The organism is Aeromonas molluscorum, from assembly GCF_051376105.1.
Classification (GTDB): Bacteria; Pseudomonadota; Gammaproteobacteria; order Enterobacterales; family Aeromonadaceae; genus Aeromonas; species Aeromonas molluscorum.
This window is the reverse complement of record NZ_JBPQCY010000003.1, coordinates 298,628-316,675: the sequence shown is the minus strand read 5'-3', so window position 1 is coordinate 316,675 and position 18,048 is coordinate 298,628. Positions and strand designations below refer to the sequence as shown.

Genomic DNA, 18,048 nt, shown 5'->3' with positions numbered 1-18,048 from the left:
GTTCGTGATCATTCGCCAAGACCCATGATGGAGTCTCAAACCCGGCCAAGCGCCGGGTTTGTCTTTTTTCCTCGCCGGTGAGTCAGGCCGCGACACAACGCTTTAACCTTATCTTTTTACGGCAATTTTACGCCAACAGCCAGCCACTTTATGGCGCCTTTACGCCCTTGTTCCATATGCTTCCAGGGTCAAATCCGACCTTGAGAAATCGCTATGGAGTCGCTATGAACTGGCTGTATCTGTTGCTTGTCCTCGCCCTCGTCTGTTACCTCGCTCGCGCCCTGACGCGCAGCCATGAGTGAGGAGACCATGATGTGGCAAGCATATCTTTACCCGGCCGCCTTCGTGCTGCTGGTACTGCTCCCCGCCCCCTGGCTGGGCGCCTATCTTCACCGGGTATTCGAGGGGCGGGTTAGCTGGCTGGCCCCCCTTGAACGCCTCACCCTGGCCTGCTGCGGCACAGATGGTCGGGAGCAGGACTGGAAGTCCTATGGCCTGAGTCTGATCGCCTTCAACGGCGCAGGTGCCGGTCTGCTGTTCCTGATCCTGATGGCCCAGGGACTGCTGCCCCTCAACCCGCAAGCTCTGCCAGGGCTTGACTGGCCGCTGGCCCTTAATACTGCGGTCAGCTTCATGACCAATACCAACTGGCAGGCCTATTCCGGTGAGGCCAGTCTCTCCTATTTCAGCCAGATGGTCGGGCTTACCACCCAGAACTTCGTCTCGGCCGGTACCGGGGCCACTGTGGCCATCGCCCTGTTCCGTGGCCTGTCCCGCCAGCAGACCCATCATCTGGGCAACTTCTGGCGCGATCTGGTGCGCTTCTGCCTCTATGTCTTGCTGCCCATGGCGCTGATCATGGCCCTGCTGCTGGTCTGGCAAGGGGTTCCCCAGAGTCTGTCTGCCTACCTGCCATTCCATGGTGTGGAAGGACAGGAGCAGTTGATGCCGCTGGGCCCTGCCGCGTCGCAAATCGCCATCAAGCAGCTCGGCTCCAACGGTGGCGGCTTCTTTGGGGTCAACTCGGCCCATCCGTTCGAAAACCCGACGGCCCTCAGCAACTGGCTGGAGATGGTGGCCCTGCTGACCCTGCCCGCCGCCCTGGTCTGCACTCTGGGACGCTACGTGAAGGATGCGGGCCACAGTCGCGCCATTCTGGCTGCCATGACACTGCTGCTGGTGCTGGGGCTCTGCCTCTCCATCAGTCAGGAGCTGAAAGCGGATCCGAATCTGGCGCAACTGAGTGGTCAGGCAGGCAACTGGGAGGGCAAGGAGAGCCGCTTCGGCCCCGTACTTTCCAGTATCTGGGAAGTGGCGACCACAGCCGCTTCCAACGGTTCGGTCAATGCCATGCATGACAGCTTCACCCCCCTGGGCGGCATGGTCGGCATGATCAACATGCTGCTGGGAGAGGTGGTATTTGGCGGCGTCGGCGCAGGTATCTACGGCATGATGCTGTTCGTGCTGCTGACCGTCTTCCTGTGCGGTCTGATGGTGGGGCGCACACCGACTTATCTCGGCAAGCGGCTCGGTATCACGGAGATGAAGTGGGTCGTCGCCAGCATGCTGGTCATGCCGGTCGGCGTATTGGTGATCGGCGGCCTGACCCTGCTGCTGCCCGGCTCGCAAGCCGTCATTGGCCATGAGGGCCCACACGGTCTATCCCGCCTGCTCTATGCCTATGCTTCGGCGACCGGCAACAACGGCTCGGCCTTCGCCGGTTTTGGCGCCGCCGACAGCTGGCAATGTATTGCCATCGCGCTGGCCATGCTGCTCGGGCGTTTTGGTTACATCATCCCGGTACTCGCCATCGCCGGCCAACTCGCCAAGGCCCCCACCCAGGACCGGGGAGACGGGGATTTCCCGGTACGCGGCCCGCTGTTTATCACCTTGCTTATCATCACAGTCCTGCTGATGGGCGGCCTCTCCTTCCTGCCCGTACTGGCACTGGGACCCGTCGCCGAACATCTGCTGCTAGGAGTTCAACCATGAACCTGTCCAATGCCAACTCGCTGACCGAGGAGATCACCAGCGGCAAGAGCCGTTCCTTGCTGGTTCAGGCCGCCATCACGGCGCTGCGACGCTTCCATCCCAAGGCGCTGCTGGCCAGCCCCATCCTCTTTACGCTCTGGCTGGCGGCGCTGATGGCCACCATAGAGTCCCTGCTTGGCCAGCCCATCTCCGGAGTGCAGGCCAGCCTGGCCTGGCAGCTCACAGCCTGGCTGTGGCTGACCCTCTGGTTTGCCAACTTCGCCGAGGCTCTGGCCGAGGGACGAGGCAAGGCCAGAGCCGACAGTCTGAAGGCGGGTATGAGCCAGCTCCAGGCTCGCTGGGTCAGCTCCCCGGATGACAGCCTGGGCAGCTGGATCCCTGCCAGTCAATTGGTGAAGGGGGATATGGTGCTGGTCTGCAGCGGCGAGACCATACCGGCGGATGGCGAGGTCATCGCCGGGATCGCCTCGGTCAACGAGGCGGCCATCACGGGAGAGTCGGCCCCCGTCATTCGCGAGTCCGGCACGGATCGCAGTGGCGTCACCGGCAACACCCAGGTGGTGTCGGACAGGATCTGGGTGCGAGTCACCCAGAACCCGGGCGAGAGCACCCTCGACAGAATGATAGCCCTGGTCGAAGGGGCAAAGCGCCAGAAGACCCCGAATGAGATGGCCCTCGATGCCCTGCTGGTCGGGCTGACCCTGATCTTCTTGCTGGTGGTCGCTACCCTGCCCTGGTTCCTCGCCTACAACGGCAGCCAGGTGCCCAGGATCTATCTGATCGCGCTCTTTATCACCCTGATCCCGACCACCATAGGCGGCCTGCTCTCCGCCATCGGTATCGCCGGCATGGACAGGCTGGTAAAGCTCAATGTCATTGCCAAGTCGGGGCGGGCGGTCGAAGCGGCCGGGGATGTACGTACCCTGTTGCTCGACAAGACCGGCACCATCACCTTCGGCAACCGCATGGCGGATGAGTTCATCCCGGCGCCCGGCATAGAACCCGGCCTGCTCGCTCAGGCAGCCATGCTGGCCTCCCTGGGCGATAACACCCCTGAGGGGAAATCCATCCTCACCCTGGCGGCCAAGAGCCAGACTAGGCCGAGTCTGGATCCGGATGACAGCTTGATCCCCTTCAGTGCCGAGACCCGACTGAGCGGGCTGGATCGGGGCCATCACCGCTATCGTAAAGGCGCCGTGGATGCCGTCCTCGCCTATCTGGGGATGACCCCCAAGCAGCTCGTTGAGCCGATCCGCCTGGCGGTGGAGCGCATCGCGCGCCAGGGTGGCACCCCGCTGCTGGTCTGCAACCAGGAGAAACTGCTCGGCGCCGTCTACCTCAAGGACATCATCAAGCCCGGCATCAAGGCTCGTTTCCAGATGCTGCGCCATCTCGGCATCCGCACTGTGATGATCACCGGGGACAACCCGCTCACCGCCGCCGCTATCGCCGCCGAGGCCGGGGTGGATGACTTCATCGCCGAAGCGACGCCGGAGAAGAAGCTGGCTTATATCCGTCAGGAGCAGGCAGGCGGCAGGCTGGTGGCCATGTGCGGCGATGGTGCCAATGATGCCCCAGCCCTGGCCCAGGCGGATGTGGGTCTGGCCATGAATGAGGGGACCCAGGCCGCCAAGGAGGCAGGCAATCTCATCGATCTGGACTCCAACCCCACCAAGTTACTGGACGTGGTGCAAGTCGGCAAGCAGCTGCTGGTGACCCGGGGAGCCCTGACGACGTTCTCCATCGCCAACGATGTGGCCAAGTATTTCGCCATACTGCCGGCCCTGTTCATTGCCGCCTATCCCCAACTCGATGCGCTGAACCTGATGCAGCTCGGCAGTCCCCAGAGCGCCATCTTGTCGGCCATCATCTTCAACGCCCTGATCATTGTGGCGCTGGTGCCTCTAGCCCTGCGCGGTGTCAGCCTGAGTGGCAGTGCCGCCAGCCTGCTGCGTCGCAACCTGCTGGTCTACGGCCTCGGCGGTCTGCTGGTTCCCTTTATCGGCATCAAGCTCATCGATCTGGTCGTCACCGGCTTTGGCCTGGTGTAGCAAAACCCCATGGGGGCCGTCGATGCTGGCCCCCGATTCATCGCGTTCGCCGTCACCGGCCGAACGCCTGGAAGAAGGAAGAATCATGATTGCCATCAGAACACTGCTCACCCTGACCCTGCTGCTCGGTGTCGCCTATCCGCTGACGGTCACCTTGCTGGCCCAGCTCGCCTTTCCCTGGCAGGCCAATGGCAGCCAGCTCATCAACCGGGACAACCAGCTGGTCGGCAGCGCCCTGCTGGCCCAGCCATTCACCAAGGCGGCATACTTTCACTCCCGCCCCTCCGCCAGCGCCCATGCCACTCTGGGGGGCGGCGGCAGCAATCTGGGAATGAGCTCGCCACAACGGAGCGAGTTTGCCCAGCAGCAAGCCGCCGCCGGGCAGGGGCACTCCCCCACCATGCTGACCCGCTCTGGATCCGGGGTAGACCCTCAACTGCCCCTTGATGCCGTGCTGGCTCAGGTGGCCCGGGTCGCCCAGGCCCGGCAACTGGATCCAGAACAGTTGACGGAGCTGGTCAAGTCCCGGGCGCAAGCTGGTATCCTAGGCCCGCAGATCGTCAATATTCTCGAGCTGAATCTGGTACTCGATAAGGAAAAGGATGCGTGATGAGCAGAGGGCGGATGCCCTGCTGGCCAGCCTGGCAGAGGAGAGCAAGGGCAGGCTGAAGGTATTCCTCGGCGCGGCGCCTGGCGTAGGCAAGACCTACGCCATGTTGCTGGCGGCGCGGGAACAGGCCAGAGAAGGGACGGACATACTGATCGGTGTGGTGGAGACCCATGGCCGCCAGGAGACGTTGGCCCTGCTCGATCAGCTGGCCATCTTGCCACGCAAGACTCATCTGCACCGCCAGCAACGACTCGACGAGATGGATCTGGATGGCTTGCTGACCCGCAAACCCGCCATCGCCGTGGTTGACGAACTGGCACACAGCAACGCCCCGGGTAGCCGCCACGAGAAGCGCTGGCAGGATGTGCAAGAGCTGCTCGATGCAGGTATCGACGTCTACACCACCCTCAACGTGCAACACCTGGAGAGCCTCAACGATCTGGTGTGGCAACTGACGGGAGTCAGGGTCAGGGAGACTCTGCCAGACAGTGTCTTGCTGGAAGCCGACAGCCTGGTACTGATAGATCTGCCCCCCCGCGAGCTGCTCGATCGCCTGCGCGAGGGCAAAGTCTATGTGCCACAGCAAGCCATGGCGGCCCTGCACTCCTTCTTCTCTCTCAACAACCTCACCGCCCTGCGCGAGCTGGCGATGCAGACTGCCGCCAGCCATGTGGAGGGAGATCTGCAACTGCAGTGGCAGGCCGCCGGCAAGAGTACCCAGCCGCTGCGGGGCAAGTTGATGGTCTGCCTCGGGGAACAACATGGCCCGGCCCTGGTACGCCACGGCCATCGCCTCGCCCAGCGCCGCCAACTGCCCTGGCTGGTGGTGCATGTGGATAGTCGTGGCCAGCGCTCGCCCCAGCTTGAACAAGCGCTGGCACTGGCCGCCCAACTGGGTGCCAAGGTGTTGACTCTCTCCAGCCCGGCGGTAGCCGATACCCTGATGGAGACGGCTGCCCAGCAGCAAGCCTCGCAACTGCTGCTTGGCAAGCCCCACAAGGCCCCCTGGCGGCGCTCTCTGGTACAGCATTTATTGCAACGGGCCCGCGGACTGGAGATCACCCTGGTCGATACAGGCCCCCACCACGCAGGGCCCATTCTGCGCGAGGCGCCGCCCGGGCAGATGAGACAGTGCCTGCTGGCGGTCGCCATCATGGCCATCACTTCGGCCATGGCCTGGGGTCTCTCCCATTGGCTACCTGCCGCCTCCCTGCCATTGCTGTTTGTACTGGGGGTGCTGGCCACGGCGCTCACCACCAGTCAACTGCCCGCGATTCTGGCCGCCATTCTCGGCTTTCTCGCCCATAACCTGCTGTTTACCGTGCCCTACTTCTCCTTGACGGTACACAGTCACAGCGACCTGCTGACCCTGTTCGTGCTGCTCATCGTCGGCATAGCAGCGGGGCGGCTCGCCTCTCGCCAACGTCAGCAATTGATCGGGCTGCGTGAAACTCAGCAGCTCGGCACCGCCCTGCTCTCCCTCAGTCAGGAGCTGGCCAGCGCCAATGGTCCGGAGGAAGTGTTACGCCAAGGTGCGCAAGCCATCTCCCTTGCCCTGGCCCAGCCAGCCTTCGCCATCGACAACCTCTATCAGGATCGCGCCGGTACCACCCCTTACCTGCCTGGTCAGACCGACAAGGCGGCCATCGACTGGAGCCTCTCCCAGCAGCAGAGCGCCGGCGCCTACACTGCCACTCTCAACGCCGCCGAGGCCCAATATCACCCGCTCACCCGTGAACTGGTCCTCGGCATTCGACTGGCTCAACCCCTCTCCGCGTCGGCCGAACACCAATTGCAGGCTCTGCTGACCGATATCCGCGCCGCCCTTGCCCGTATCGAACTGAATGAACGGCTGGCCCAGAGTCAGCTGCAAGCGGAAACGGACAGGATGAGAGCCGCCCTGCTCTCTTCCGTCTCCCATGACCTGAAGACGCCACTGGCCGCCATCATGGGGGCTGGCAGCACACTCCTGGCCTACGGCGACAGAATTGGCCAACAGGACAGGGATGAACTGCTGCTCTCGATACAGGAAGAGGCTCAACGCCTGCACAGTTATGTGCAAAACCTGCTGGATATGACCCGCATTGGTTCGCCGGATTTCCAGCTCAAGCGAGACTGGGTAGATCTGGCCGAACTGGTAGAGAACGCCCGCCGCCGCCTCGATACGTCCTGGCGTCAGCACGCCCTGTTGATCCACTTCGACCAGACTCCGCCGCTCCTCTATGTCCATGGCGCCCTGCTCGAACAAGTGCTGGTCAACATCCTGGACAACGCCTCTCGCTACTCCCCAGCCGGTACGCCCATAGAGTTCAGAGTCATGCTGGCCGAGCCCGATCTCATCCTGGATGTCATCGACATTGGGGTCGGCATCGCCGCCGCAGACAGAGACAAGATCTTCAATCTCTTCTACACCCAGCCGGTGGGAGACAGTGGCAGTCGTGGCACCGGGCTTGGCCTCGCCATCTCCCGCGCTATGATAGAGGCCCATGGCGGCCGTATCTGGGCCTTCGCCGGTCCCAACGGCAACGGCACCTGCATGCGTATCTCCCTGCCGCTGGCCCTCAATGCCCCTCACGGCCAGGAAGGATGAGATGGCCTTCACACTTCACACGGATTGAACATGCACTTCAGGAGAGCAGATGGCCCATATATTGGTCATAGATGACGAAGTCCCGATCCGGCGCTTTTTGCGCATCAGCCTGATCGCCGAGGGTCATCAGGTGAGCGAGGCGGCCAGTGTGCAGGAGGGGCTAACCCAGTATCGTCACCTCAATCCTGATCTGGTCATTCTGGATCTGGGTCTACCCGATGGTGATGGCCTGGCGGTGTTGCAAGCCATTCGGGCCCACCACCCTCATCCGGTCTTGATCTTGTCGGCACGGGATTCGGAGCAGGAAAAGGTACGACTGCTGGATGCGGGCGCCAACGACTACATGAGCAAGCCGTTCGGCATTGGGGAGATGATGGCCCGCATCCGGGTGCTGCTGCGGCAGCGAGCCGGGGCCAGCAGTGGTGACAGCCGCCACTTCCCCCAGTGCGATCTGACCCTGGAGATAGGCAACCACAAGGTGAGTCTGCGTGGCCAGGAGATCGCGCTCTCGCGCAAGGAGTTTGCCCTGTTGCAGACGCTAGTCTGCCACCCGGGAAAACTGGTCTTGCAGACTCAGCTACTCAACGAGATCTGGGGCCCCAGTCACAAGGAAGATACCCACTACCTGCGTATCGTCATCGCCAGCCTGCGCAAGAAGCTGGGAGATAACCCTCAGCAACCCAGCCTGATCGAAACCGAATCTGGCATCGGCTACCGTTTTATCGGCAGCTGATGTTTCACGTGGAACGTCGCTCGCTACACAGAACGGCCAACACGCCACAGCCTGCGAGCAACAACCCCAGATCCTGCACGAGCGCGGCCATCGCCAACCCCAGGCTGAGCAACAGATAGTAAGCCAGCCCGAACAGGGCGCCAGCACTGCCTGCCACCTCGCGATAGGCCAGTAAGGCCTGACTGAGCACATTGGGAATGGCGATACCAAAGGCCACCACGACCCCCATCATGGGCAGCAGGAACCAGAGCGAGCCCTGGCTCGCCCACACAGCAACCCCCGCCCCCAGCGCCAGCGACGCGGCCAGGCGGATAAGCGATAGCGACTGCCGCCCCTTGCCCAGCAGATGCTTGTTCAGCAAACTGCCGAGCAGGGTCGCCACTGCCAACACGGCGCCGGAATAACCAAACTCGCTGACACTCAAACCCAATCCAGCAAACAGGAATGGCGCCAAGCTGTAGTAACCAAACAGCATGGTATTGAGCAGTCAGCACCGGGCTGTAGATGGTCCACCCCATAGAGTTTTGATGCGTGGGGTGGTGGCTTATCGCTCCCTCTACTTCACGCCACAGCCAGCGCTGCCAGTCAGTGTGCAGGTGATTGCGGTCAATCCGCTGCTGCGGGAGATCATAGAACGCATGGCGTTCTGGTCATGGGATAAACCGGAAGAGGAACAGTGCAGGATGCTGGCACTCTTCATGGAGGAGTTGGCGCAAGCACCACGAGAATCCTGGCAGTTACCTCTGCCGACAGACCCGCGCCTGACAGCATGGTTGCAGGAGATAACGCAGGGTGACACCCTGCCCGATCGGCTCAACCGGCTGGCCGAACGGGTGGGTGCCAGCGACAAGACAATTGGCCGAATCTTCATGCGGGACACCGGCATGAGCTATCAGGCCTGGCGTCAGCAGTGGCGTCTGCTACGCGCTATGGAGCTGTTGGCCGAGGCCGTACCCAACAGCCGGGTGGCTGCTGCGCTGGAATTCTCCAGCGACAGCGCCTTCATCAGCTTCTTCAAACAGCACATGGGGCAGACCCCCATGCAGTATCTCAACTGCGGGGAGCGGTCGACACGGCCGGGCTGATCTCTGTCACCAGGGTATCGAGGGGGAGCTGTCTCAGATTGACCATGGCATCGGCCACCACAGACCGGGAGGCCTGCTGCTGCTGTTCGTGGATCTCTTGCTGCAAACTCGCCAGATCCAGTTCGGGTCTGGCGGCATCATCGGCCATGACAGACAGGCTCAGGGTGCTCAGCATCAAGGTGGTGATCAGGCTCTTCATGTTCATTTCTCCGGTATGAGTCGCTATGACAGCCTGACTATTCCAATTCTTGTGCCAAAATCACAACATATTGATATTTAAGTTTTTTATCTAAAAATCGCCTTACCATTGCCAAGCGAAACTCATCATTAGTTCAAATTCAAACCAATTAATGGCGATTTTTACCACCAGTTAAACGGCCTGTTTTGTTCCACGTGGAACAAGGGATTTTTTCATCGACACCCGCTTTTAAACTGAGCTAAGGTCTACATCTTCGCAACAGACTCTGGAAGCGTTACCGAATGGAATTTTCTGTATTCGGCGAGAAGTTCACTCGCCACGCAGGTATCACCCAACTCATGGATGATCTCAATCAGGGGCTGACCAACCCGAATGCCATCATGCTGGGGGGAGGCAATCCGGCCCCCATACCGGCCATGCTGGAGCGTTTTCAGCAACAGGCGCAGACACTGCTCGACAGTGGTGAGCTGATCAGAGCAATGGCCAACTATGATGGCCCCCAGGGCAAAGACAGATTCACCCAGGCGCTGGCCAAGTTACTCAAGGCTGAATTGGGCTGGGATATTTCGGCTCGCAACATTGCCCTTACCAATGGCAGTCAGACCGCCTTCTTCTATCTGTTCAATCTGCTGGCCGGCGAGTTCAGCGATGGCCGCAAGAAGAAAATCCTCTTTCCGCTGGCCCCCGAATACATTGGCTACGGCGATTCTGCCCTGACTGAAGAGCAGTTCGTCGCCTACAAGCCCACCATAGAGAAACTGCCTGAGGGCCAATTCAAATACCATGTGGACTTCGAGCGCCTGGAAGTCGGAGATGACATTGGCGCTATCTGCGTCTCTCGTCCTACCAATCCGACCGGCAACGTGCTGACCGATGAGGAAATTGAGCACCTGGATCAGATAGCCCGCGACAAGGGCATCCCCCTTATCCTCGACAATGCCTATGGTGTGCCCTTCCCCGGCATCATCTTCAGTGAGGCCAAACCCTTCTGGAACAGCAACACCATTCTCTGTATGAGCCTCTCCAAGCTGGGGCTGCCGGGCACCCGCTGTGGTATCGTCATCGCCAACGAGCAGGTCATCCAAGCCATGACCAACCTGAGCGGCATCATCAACCTGGCACCGGGTAGCCTGGGGCCTGCGCTGACCATTCCCTTGATCGAGAGCGGAGAGATCATCGAGCTGAGCGAACAGGTAGTGAAGCCCTTCTATCGCCAGCGTGCCGATCTGGCCGTCCGCCTGCTGCGCGATGCCATCCCGGATCCGCGCTTCCATATCCACAAGCCGGAAGGTGCGCTGTTCCTCTGGCTCTGGTTCGAGGACTTGCCGATCCATTGCCAGGAACTCTACGAACGTCTCAAGCAGAAGAACCTGCTGATAGTTCCTGGCCACTACTTCTTCCCGGGCATAGAGGATCAGAACTGGCGCCACAGTCAGGAGTGCATTCGCCTCAACTATGCCCAGAATGAAGACCTGGTGCGCCGTGGTGTCGCCATTCTGGCCGAGGAGATCAATGCCCTCTATGGCACCGAGACCCGGGCCCGGGTCGGTTGAAAAATCTCGACAGACAAATACAAAAAGGCCTGCAAATGCAGGCCTTTTTCACGACGATATGCTTAGCTCGGCAATGCCAGCGAGTCTGACTTACCAATGGGGATGGTGCGTGGCTTGAGCGCCTCTGGCATGTCACGGGCCAGTTCTATAGTGAGCAAGCCATGCTCGAGCTTGGCACCCTGCACTTCGACATGCTGGCTCAGCTTGAAGGCCAATTCGAAGTCACGCTCGGCGATCCCCTGGTGGAGGAAGTGACGCTCCCCTTCAGCGGGGACCTTGCGTCCTTTTACCTTGAGGGTGCCCTGTTCGGTTTCCAGCTCCAGCTCATCTCGCTCAAACCCAGCCACGGCGATGGTGATACTGTAGCTGTTCTCTCCCCGCTTCTCGATATTGTAGGGGGGATAGGCCGAGTTCTTCTGTGCAAACGCGCCTTCCAGTTCACGGGCCATCCGCTCGAAGCCGACGGCATTGGAATAGAGATGAGAAAAATCGAGGTTCTGCATAATCCTATCCTTCTAATAAGCAACAGGTTTCAATCAAGCGGGCCCATGGATCGGCACCCTGCAATTCATAAGGTTCAGCCGTTGATGGCAATCTTGCGTGGCTTCATGGCCTCGGGCACTTCGCGCATCAACTCGATGTGGAGCAAGCCGTTCTTCAGGTCAGCACCCTTGACTCGCACATAGTCAGCAAGCTGGAAGCGACGCTCGAAGCCACGCTCGGCGATGCCCTGATAGAGATAGTTGCGATCGGTTTCGGCCTGCTTGCTGCCCTTCACGGTCAAGAGGTTCTCCTGGAAGCTCAGCTCCAGCTCCTCTTGAGTAAAGCCAGCCACCGCCATACTGATGCGATAGTCATTCTCGCCCAGCTGTTCGATGTTGTAGGGGGGGTAACCGGCATTGCCATTGCTGGCCGCAGATTCGATGAGATTGGCCAGACGATCGAAACCGATGGCAGAACGATAGAGCGGGGAAAAATCGATAGAACGCATAGTATTACCCTCTTGTGAGCGATAACGGATTATTTGCCCTCCTGTCGGACGGGCTCCTGGTCGAAACCTCTGTCGAGCGTTTCGGCCTTGTTACCTATATAGGGGCCAGCTTTTTGCTTTCAAGGGCGAAAAATGAAAAATTTTGTGAAACATCAGATGTGGCTCTTAGCTTCCCTTGGCATCTTCTAGTGATAATAAAAGAGGTGAGCATAATCCCCCACCTTGTTCCGGCTCGCCCAAACATGGCACCCTAACCGCAGATCCCAAGGAGCCATGCCATGTCCCGTTCCGAACGCCTGCTGGCCCTGCTCCAGCTGTTGCGCGGTCACCGTTACGCCATCACAGGCACAGAGCTGGCCAGCCAGCTTGGCATCAGTCTGCGCACCCTCTATCGGGATATCGCCACCCTGCAGGCTCAAGGTGCCCATATCGAGGGTGAGCCCGGTATCGGCTATGTGCTGCGCCCCGGCTTCATGCTGCCACCGCTGATGTTCAGCGAAGAGGAGCTGGAAGCCCTGGTGCTGGGTTCACGCTGGGTCGTCGCGCACTGTGATGAAGCCTTGAGTGCATCTGCCAGCAGTGCACTGGCCAAGATAGAGGCCGTGCTGCCCGCCGAATACCGCCAACAGCTCCAGGCCAATGCCCTGCTGATCGGCACCTCCCGCAGCGACACCCCTGTCGATGAGGCTCCGCTGCGCAGCGCCATCCGCCAGCAGCGCAAGGTGACCCTGAACTATCGCGATCTGAAAGAGGATCTATCTGAGCGCACCGTCTGGCCATTTGCTCTCGGCTACTTCGAGCAGGTGCGGGTACTGGTCACCTGGTGCGAACTGCGGCAGGGCTTTCGTCACTTTCGAGTAGATCGCATCGCCCGGATGCAGCAGGAAGATAACTGCTATCCCAAGAGCAGAGAGACCCTGCTGAAAGAGTGGCGTGCTACCCAGCAGATCCCGCAACCAAAATTCATTGCTGACAGAAACTGACAGCAGGTAGCGCCATGCTGACCGGGTCGGCGCAAATGCGCCCTCCACCGAATCAAGGAGCGTTACCATGTTGTTAGTCCCGCAGTTCACCATTCTCTATGTCGCCAATCCGGCTCGCAGCGCCCTCTTCTATCGCGAGCTGTTTGGCCACCCGCCAGTCGAAGAGTCTCCCACCTTTGTCATGTTCGTGTTCGAGTCAGGCGCCAGGCTGGCGCTCTGGTCCAGTGCCACAGTAGAACCCGCCGTTACCCAGAGTGCAGGCGCCATGGAGCTGGCCTTCCCTCTACCAGATGATGCCAGCGTCGATACCGAGTTTGCGAAATGGCAGGCTCGCGGCCTGACCATACTCCAGCAGCCAACCAAGATGGAGTTTGGCTATACCGGCATGGCGCTCGATCCGGATGGCCACCGCCTGCGCCTCTACTGCCCGGCACCCGAACTGGGCTGATGATAAACAGCCACAAATGTTTAGCTGGCAATGGTCAGCACTGTGTTTCACGTGGAACATCCATGACGAGCCGAAGTAATCCAAGGCTGGCCGTCATCCCACAATGGGGAACGGATAGCGCGATCCCGTTGACTACAGATGTAAAAAAGCCGCTCACAAGGAGCGGCTTTTTGCTGTCTGACTGCGTCGATTAGACGTCGAGGTTAGCCACCCGCAGGGCGTTGTTCTCGATGAATTCACGACGCGGCTCGACAGCATCCCCCATCAGGGTAGAGAAGAGCTGATCGGCACCGACCGCATCTTCGATGGTGACGCGCAACATGCGACGCGCTTCCGGATCCATGGTGGTTTCCCACAACTGCTCCGGGTTCATCTCACCCAGTCCTTTATAGCGCTGGATGTAGATGCCACGCTTGCCTTCGCCCATCAGCCAGTCGACGGCTTCCACGAAGTTGTCGACAGGCTTTATCTTCTCGCCCCGCTTGATGAAACCACCCTCCTCGATCAGATTGGCGATCTCCTTGCCCAGAGAGACCAACTGACGGTACTCATTGGACTGCAGGAAGTCATAACTGATCGAGTATTCGCGGTCGACACCGTGCTGACGCACGACGGCATGCGGCACGAACAGGCGACGCTCTTCGTCACGACGCACCTGCATCTGGTACTGGATACCGTGGTTGCTCTCGTTGAGCACGAGTTCCATGGTTTGGCACCAAGCCAGCAGATCGCTCTCGCTGGCCAGCAGGGTTTCGTTCAACTCAGGCTGATAGATAAGCTGAGTCAGCACGGCATCCGGAGCGCGACGGGACATGCGAGTGATCAGGTGAGACACGGCGCGGTGCTGGTTGACCAGTCGCTCCAGCGCCTCGCCACCGATGGCCGGTGCAGACTCATTGACGTGCAGGGTAGCACCATCCAGCGCCATGGCAGTCTGGTACTGCAGCAGGGCATTTTCGTCTTTCAGATACTGCTCCTGCTTGCCCTTCTTGACCTTGTAGAGCGGCGGCTGGGCGATATAGACATAGCCACGCTCGATGATCTCCGGCATCTGACGATAGAAGAAGGTCAGCAGCAGGGTACGGATGTGCGCACCATCGACGTCCGCATCCGTCATGATGATGATGTTGTGATAGCGCAGCTTGTCCGGGTTGTACTCGTCGCGACCTATGCCACAGCCCAGGGCCGTGATCAGGGTACCTACCTCTTGGGAGGAGATCATGCGATCGAAACGAGCCCGCTCTACGTTCAGGATCTTGCCCTTGAGCGGCAAAATGGCCTGGTTCTTGCGGTTGCGACCCTGCTTGGCGGAGCCGCCAGCAGAGTCCCCTTCCACTATGTAGAGTTCGGACAGGGCCGGGTCTTTCTCCTGGCAGTCTGCCAGCTTGCCGGGCAGGCCGGCGATATCCAGCGCGCCCTTGCGGCGGGTCATCTCGCGCGCTTTACGGGCCGCTTCACGGGCACGGGCCGCATCGATGATCTTGTTGACCACGATCTTGGCATCGCCCGGGTTCTCCAGCAGGAACTCTCCCAGCTTCTCACCCATCGCCTGCTCAACGGCAGTCTTCACTTCGGAAGAGACCAGCTTGTCCTTGGTCTGGGAGGAGAACTTGGGATCCGGTACCTTGACCGAGATGACGGCAATCAGGCCTTCACGGACGTCATCACCGCTGGCGGCAGACATCTTGGCCTTCTTGCTGTAATCCTCACGATCCATATAGGTGTTGAGGGTACGGGTCAGCGCGGTACGGAAGCCCACCAGGTGGGTACCGCCATCGCGCTGGGGAATGTTGTTGGTGAAGCAGTAAACCCCTTCCTGATAGGCGTCGTTCCACTGCATGGCGACTTCCACGCCAATGCCGTCCTGCTCAGTGGAGAAGTGGAACACCTTCTGGTGGATCGGGGTCTTGTTCTGGTTCAGATATTCGACGAAGGCCTTGATGCCCCCCTCGTAGCAGAAGTGCACCTCACGGCCATCGCGCTCATCTTCGAGGCGAATAGAAACGCCAGAGTTGAGGAAGGAGAGTTCGCGCAGGCGCTTGGCCAGGATATCGTAGTGATACAGGGTATCGGTGAAGATGGTCGCGCTCGGCCAGAAGCGGACTTCAGTCCCAGTGCCGTTGCTGTCACCAATCTGTTTGAGCGGAGCCTGTGGCTCACCCATGTGATAGGTCTGCTCATAGACGTGGCCATTACGACGAATGGTCAGCAGCAGCTTCTCGGACAGGGCATTGACGACTGAGACGCCCACGCCATGCAGACCGCCGGACACCTTGTAGGAGTTGTCATCGAACTTACCGCCGGCGTGCAGCACAGTCATGATGACTTCGGCAGCGGAGCGGCCCTCTTCCTCGTGCATGTCGACCGGAATCCCCCGGCCATTATCACGCACTGAGACGGAACCGTCGGAATGGATCTTGACCTGGATATCGGAACAGTAGCCAGCCAGAGCTTCGTCAATGGAGTTATCGACGACCTCGAACACCATATGGTGCAGACCCGAGCCATCGTCCGTATCGCCGATATACATCCCCGGGCGCTTACGGACTGCATCCAGCCCTTTCAGCACCTTGATATTCGAGGAGTCGTAAGTATTTTCACTCATAGCTTACTCTCTGCCTTCTCTAGCGTTTCGGAGATCTTGCCTTGTTCCACGTGGAACAACTTGCAGTCATTCGCATCCATCATGTCTGCGAGCTGGCTGGTATCGATGGCGGTGATAAACACCTGAGTCGCACACTGCTTCAGCCTTGCGGCCAACAGACGGCGCTTGTCGATGTCCAGTTCAGAGGCAAAATCGTCAATTAAAAAAATACAGCCACGGCTGCTATGTTGATTCAAATAGAGCCCCTGGGCCAGTCGCATGGCACAAACCAGCAACTTCAACTGACCCCGGGACAAAATATCCTGAGCGGGCACCCCGTTCGCCTTGAGGCGCACATCGGCTTTCTGGGGGCCGACACCGGTATAACCCAAGTTTTGATCCCGCTCGAATCCCGCCTCCAGCAGTTCGCCGAGGGGGGTATCCTTCTCCCAGCCGCGATAAAAGCCGAGGCTGATATCGAACTCCGGCAGAAAATCCGCCGTCATCTCCTGGATGAGCGGCGTGATAGCCTGACAATAGCTGGCGCGAAAGCCTGCCAATTCATCACCGAGCCGTGCCAGTTCCTGATCCCAGAATGCCAGCTGGCGATACTGGGTCGCGCTGCGCAGCAGGGCATTGCGCTGCTTGAGCAGCCGCCGCACTCGCCCCCACAAGGAGAAGAATCCAGGTTGCTGGTGAAACACGCCCCAGTCGAGCCAGGCACGTCGTGGCTGGGGACCGCCGGTCAACAGATCGAAGCCATCGGGATGGATCAACTGCACCGGCAACAACTCAGCCAGGTCAGCCAACCGCTGGGCCTGGGCCCCGGCTATCTTGAGCTGGGTATCACCGTTCTTCTCCTTGGCGAGGCCGATGGGCACGGTGCGCCCCTCTAGCTCGCACTGGGCGAACAAGACAAACCCCTTCTCGCCCTGACGGACAACGCGCCCGGTTAGGTGAGTGCGAAAGGAGCGGCCAAGGCCAAGGTAGTGAATAGCCTCCAGCACGCTGGTCTTGCCGCTGCCATTGTTGCCGACCAGAATATTGAGTCCTGGGGACAGCTGGAGACTGGCTTGCTGGATATTGCGAAAGTCATTGAGCTGGAGCTTGACCAGGGACACGACTAGATCCGCATCGGCATGACCACGTATTGAGCGTCCTGACTGTCAAAATCCTCAATAATGGCACTGCTGATGGAGTCACTCAGGCTGACCCGGATCTGGTCACATTTTAACGTATTCAGCACGTCCAGCACATAGGAGACGTTGAAACCGATCTCCAGCTCGCTGGCGTCATATTGTACGTCAAGCAGCTCCTCGGCTTCTTCCTGTTCCGGGTTATTGGCGGTGATCCGCAGCAAATGCTGCTGCAAATTGAGACGCACGCCACGGAATTTTTCGTTGGAGAGGATGGCTGCCCGGGAAAATGCCTGGCGCAAATCCTCTCGCCCGGCGATCAGGGCCTTGTCGCTGCCACGGGGGATGACACGGCGCCAATCGGGGAAGCGGCCATCCACCAGTTTGGAGGTAAAGATGAAACCATCGAGGGCGGCGCGCAGGTTGCTGCGACCGATTTGCAGCCGGACCGGCTTGTCTTCCGCTTCCAGCAGGCGCACCAGCTCCAGCACCCCCTTACGGGGCAGAATGACCTGATGATCGGGCAGCGAATCTTCAACCACCTCCCGGCGGCAAGTCGCCAGCCGGTGGCCATCGGTCGCGACGGTGCGCAAACCATGGCCCTCACTCTCGAACAGCATGCCGTTCAGGTAATAACGCACGTCCTGGCTCGCCATGGAGAACTGGGTCGCCTCAATCAGCCTCTTCAGCTCCAACTGGCTGATATCGAACTCGAGAACGGATTCCCAATCTTCGATGTTGGGGTACTCGGTCGCTGGCAGGGTCGACAGGTTGAAGCGGGAGCGACCGGAACGAATGATGAGTCGCTCACCCTCGGTATTGAAACGTATCTCAGCTCCTTCCGGCAGGCCACGGCAGATGTCCAGCAGCTTGCGGGCAGGCACAGTAGTACGACCATCCTGGCTTGCGCCCTCGAGATGGACCTGACCTATCATCTCGACTTCGAGATCGGTGCCGGTCAGCGACAGCAAGCCATGGCTCACATCGAGCAGGACGTTGCCGAGGATGGGCAGTGTCGGTCGGCCACCCAGGGCGCCGGACACCAGTTGCAGGGGACGTAACAGGGCCTCGCGGCTAATTTCGAGCTGCATCT

General features: G+C 59.9%; 14 protein-coding genes and 2 pseudogenes. 9 read left to right on the top strand and 7 right to left on the bottom strand.

All coding sequences use genetic code 11. The features are described 5' to 3' along the window. Window positions 1–312 precede the first annotated feature (312 nt). From kdpA to ACSMDR_RS20740, 5 genes are all read left to right on the top strand, one after another. Window positions 313–1,992, top strand: a complete 1,680-nt coding sequence (kdpA, locus tag ACSMDR_RS20760; protein ID WP_436469605.1) for a potassium-transporting ATPase subunit KdpA — start codon at window positions 313–315, stop codon at window positions 1,990–1,992. After that, window positions 1,989–4,043, top strand: a complete 2,055-nt coding sequence (gene kdpB / locus ACSMDR_RS20755; RefSeq protein ID WP_436469544.1) for a potassium-transporting ATPase subunit KdpB — start codon at window positions 1,989–1,991, stop codon at window positions 4,041–4,043. The genes kdpA and kdpB overlap by 4 nt, the downstream gene beginning before the upstream one ends. An 85-nt stretch (window positions 4,044–4,128) precedes the next feature. After that, window positions 4,129–4,653 carry a potassium-transporting ATPase subunit C gene (locus ACSMDR_RS20750; RefSeq protein WP_436469543.1) on the top strand — a complete coding sequence of 175 codons (525 nt, stop codon included), beginning with the start codon at window positions 4,129–4,131 and terminating at the stop codon, window positions 4,651–4,653. After that, window positions 4,646–7,243, top strand: a complete 2,598-nt coding sequence (locus ACSMDR_RS20745; RefSeq protein WP_436469542.1) for a DUF4118 domain-containing protein — start codon at window positions 4,646–4,648, stop codon at window positions 7,241–7,243. The genes ACSMDR_RS20750 and ACSMDR_RS20745 overlap by 8 nt, the downstream gene beginning before the upstream one ends. A gap of 49 nt (window positions 7,244–7,292) precedes the next feature. Continuing rightward, window positions 7,293–7,976, top strand: a complete 684-nt coding sequence (locus tag ACSMDR_RS20740; protein WP_005906987.1) for a response regulator — start codon at window positions 7,293–7,295, stop codon at window positions 7,974–7,976. A 4-nt stretch (window positions 7,977–7,980) separates the two neighbouring features. Here ACSMDR_RS20740 and ACSMDR_RS20735 read toward each other — a convergent pair. Next, window positions 7,981–8,463: pseudogene (locus ACSMDR_RS20735) on the bottom strand (MFS transporter); the annotation flags it as partial. A gap of 19 nt (window positions 8,464–8,482) precedes the next feature. Between ACSMDR_RS20735 and ACSMDR_RS20730 the strand changes: the two are divergent. Continuing rightward, a pseudogene (locus ACSMDR_RS20730) lies at window positions 8,483–9,061 on the top strand (AraC family transcriptional regulator); the annotation flags it as partial. Here ACSMDR_RS20730 and ACSMDR_RS20725 read toward each other — a convergent pair. After that, window positions 9,027–9,260 (bottom strand): hypothetical protein, encoded by a 234-nt coding sequence (locus ACSMDR_RS20725; RefSeq protein ID WP_005906984.1) that lies wholly within the window; start codon window positions 9,258–9,260, stop codon window positions 9,027–9,029. The pseudogene ACSMDR_RS20730 and the gene ACSMDR_RS20725 sit on opposite strands and share 35 nt — an antisense overlap. A 281-nt stretch (window positions 9,261–9,541) precedes the next feature. On the opposite strand from ACSMDR_RS20725, the gene ACSMDR_RS20720 reads away from it, so the two are divergent. Then, window positions 9,542–10,813 (top strand): valine--pyruvate transaminase, encoded by a 1,272-nt coding sequence (locus ACSMDR_RS20720; protein ID WP_005906983.1) that lies wholly within the window; start codon window positions 9,542–9,544, stop codon window positions 10,811–10,813. Between the two features lie 62 nt (window positions 10,814–10,875). Here the strand turns inward: ACSMDR_RS20720 and ACSMDR_RS20715 are convergent, their stop codons facing one another. Next, window positions 10,876–11,316 carry an Hsp20 family protein gene (locus ACSMDR_RS20715; protein WP_436469540.1) on the bottom strand — a complete coding sequence of 147 codons (441 nt, stop codon included), beginning with the start codon at window positions 11,314–11,316 and terminating at the stop codon, window positions 10,876–10,878. Between the two features lie 74 nt (window positions 11,317–11,390). Further along, a complete protein-coding gene (locus tag ACSMDR_RS20710; RefSeq protein ID WP_436469538.1) occupies window positions 11,391–11,804 on the bottom strand; it encodes an Hsp20 family protein in 414 nt (137 codons plus the stop codon). 278 nt (window positions 11,805–12,082) lie between these two features. Between ACSMDR_RS20710 and ACSMDR_RS20705 the strand changes: the two genes are divergently transcribed. Together ACSMDR_RS20705 and ACSMDR_RS20700 are read left to right on the top strand one after the other, a co-directional pair. Next, on the top strand, window positions 12,083–12,787 hold the full coding sequence (locus tag ACSMDR_RS20705) for a helix-turn-helix transcriptional regulator (protein ID WP_436469536.1): 705 nt from the start codon (window positions 12,083–12,085) through the stop codon (window positions 12,785–12,787). Window positions 12,788–12,857: 70 nt separating this feature from the next. Then, window positions 12,858–13,235 carry a VOC family protein gene (locus tag ACSMDR_RS20700; protein WP_436469604.1) on the top strand — a complete coding sequence of 126 codons (378 nt, stop codon included), beginning with the start codon at window positions 12,858–12,860 and terminating at the stop codon, window positions 13,233–13,235. Window positions 13,236–13,425: 190 nt separating this feature from the next. Here ACSMDR_RS20700 and gyrB read toward each other — a convergent pair whose 3' ends face one another. The 3 genes from gyrB to dnaN are packed head-to-tail and all read right to left on the bottom strand — an operon-like array spanning window position 13,426 to window position 18,046. Then, entirely contained in the window at window positions 13,426–15,840 is a 2,415-nt protein-coding gene (gene gyrB, locus ACSMDR_RS20695) for a DNA topoisomerase (ATP-hydrolyzing) subunit B (RefSeq protein ID WP_005893126.1), read from the bottom strand. Then, a complete protein-coding gene (gene recF / locus ACSMDR_RS20690) occupies window positions 15,837–16,940 on the bottom strand; it encodes a DNA replication/repair protein RecF (protein ID WP_005893129.1) in 1,104 nt (367 codons plus the stop codon). The genes gyrB and recF overlap by 4 nt, the downstream gene beginning before the upstream one ends. Before the next feature lie 2 nt (window positions 16,941–16,942). After that, on the bottom strand, window positions 16,943–18,046 hold the full coding sequence (dnaN, locus tag ACSMDR_RS20685; RefSeq protein WP_005893132.1) for a DNA polymerase III subunit beta: 1,104 nt from the start codon (window positions 18,044–18,046) through the stop codon (window positions 16,943–16,945). Window positions 18,047–18,048: the final 2 nt, after the last annotated feature.

Excerpts from the sequence above, each read along its gene's own strand:
- dnaN (WP_005893132.1), bottom strand. The coding sequence starts at position 18,046 with ATGCAGCTCGAAATTAGCCGCGAGGCCCTGTTACGTCCCCTGCAACTG.
- gyrB (WP_005893126.1), bottom strand. The coding sequence starts at position 15,840 with ATGAGTGAAAATACTTACGACTCCTCGAATATCAAGGTGCTGAAAGGG.
- ACSMDR_RS20745 (WP_436469542.1), top strand. The coding sequence starts at position 4,646 with ATGCGTGATGAGCAGAGGGCGGATGCCCTGCTGGCCAGCCTGGCAGAG.
- ACSMDR_RS20710 (WP_436469538.1), bottom strand. The coding sequence starts at position 11,804 with ATGCGTTCTATCGATTTTTCCCCGCTCTATCGTTCTGCCATCGGTTTC.
- kdpB (WP_436469544.1), top strand. The coding sequence starts at position 1,989 with ATGAACCTGTCCAATGCCAACTCGCTGACCGAGGAGATCACCAGCGGC.
- ACSMDR_RS20715 (WP_436469540.1), bottom strand. The coding sequence starts at position 11,316 with ATGCAGAACCTCGATTTTTCTCATCTCTATTCCAATGCCGTCGGCTTC.
- kdpA (WP_436469605.1), top strand. The coding sequence starts at position 313 with ATGTGGCAAGCATATCTTTACCCGGCCGCCTTCGTGCTGCTGGTACTG.
- ACSMDR_RS20750 (WP_436469543.1), top strand. The coding sequence starts at position 4,129 with ATGATTGCCATCAGAACACTGCTCACCCTGACCCTGCTGCTCGGTGTC.
- ACSMDR_RS20705 (WP_436469536.1), top strand. The coding sequence starts at position 12,083 with ATGTCCCGTTCCGAACGCCTGCTGGCCCTGCTCCAGCTGTTGCGCGGT.
- ACSMDR_RS20720 (WP_005906983.1), top strand. The coding sequence starts at position 9,542 with ATGGAATTTTCTGTATTCGGCGAGAAGTTCACTCGCCACGCAGGTATC.
- ACSMDR_RS20725 (WP_005906984.1), bottom strand. The coding sequence starts at position 9,260 with ATGAAGAGCCTGATCACCACCTTGATGCTGAGCACCCTGAGCCTGTCT.
- ACSMDR_RS20740 (WP_005906987.1), top strand. The coding sequence starts at position 7,293 with ATGGCCCATATATTGGTCATAGATGACGAAGTCCCGATCCGGCGCTTT.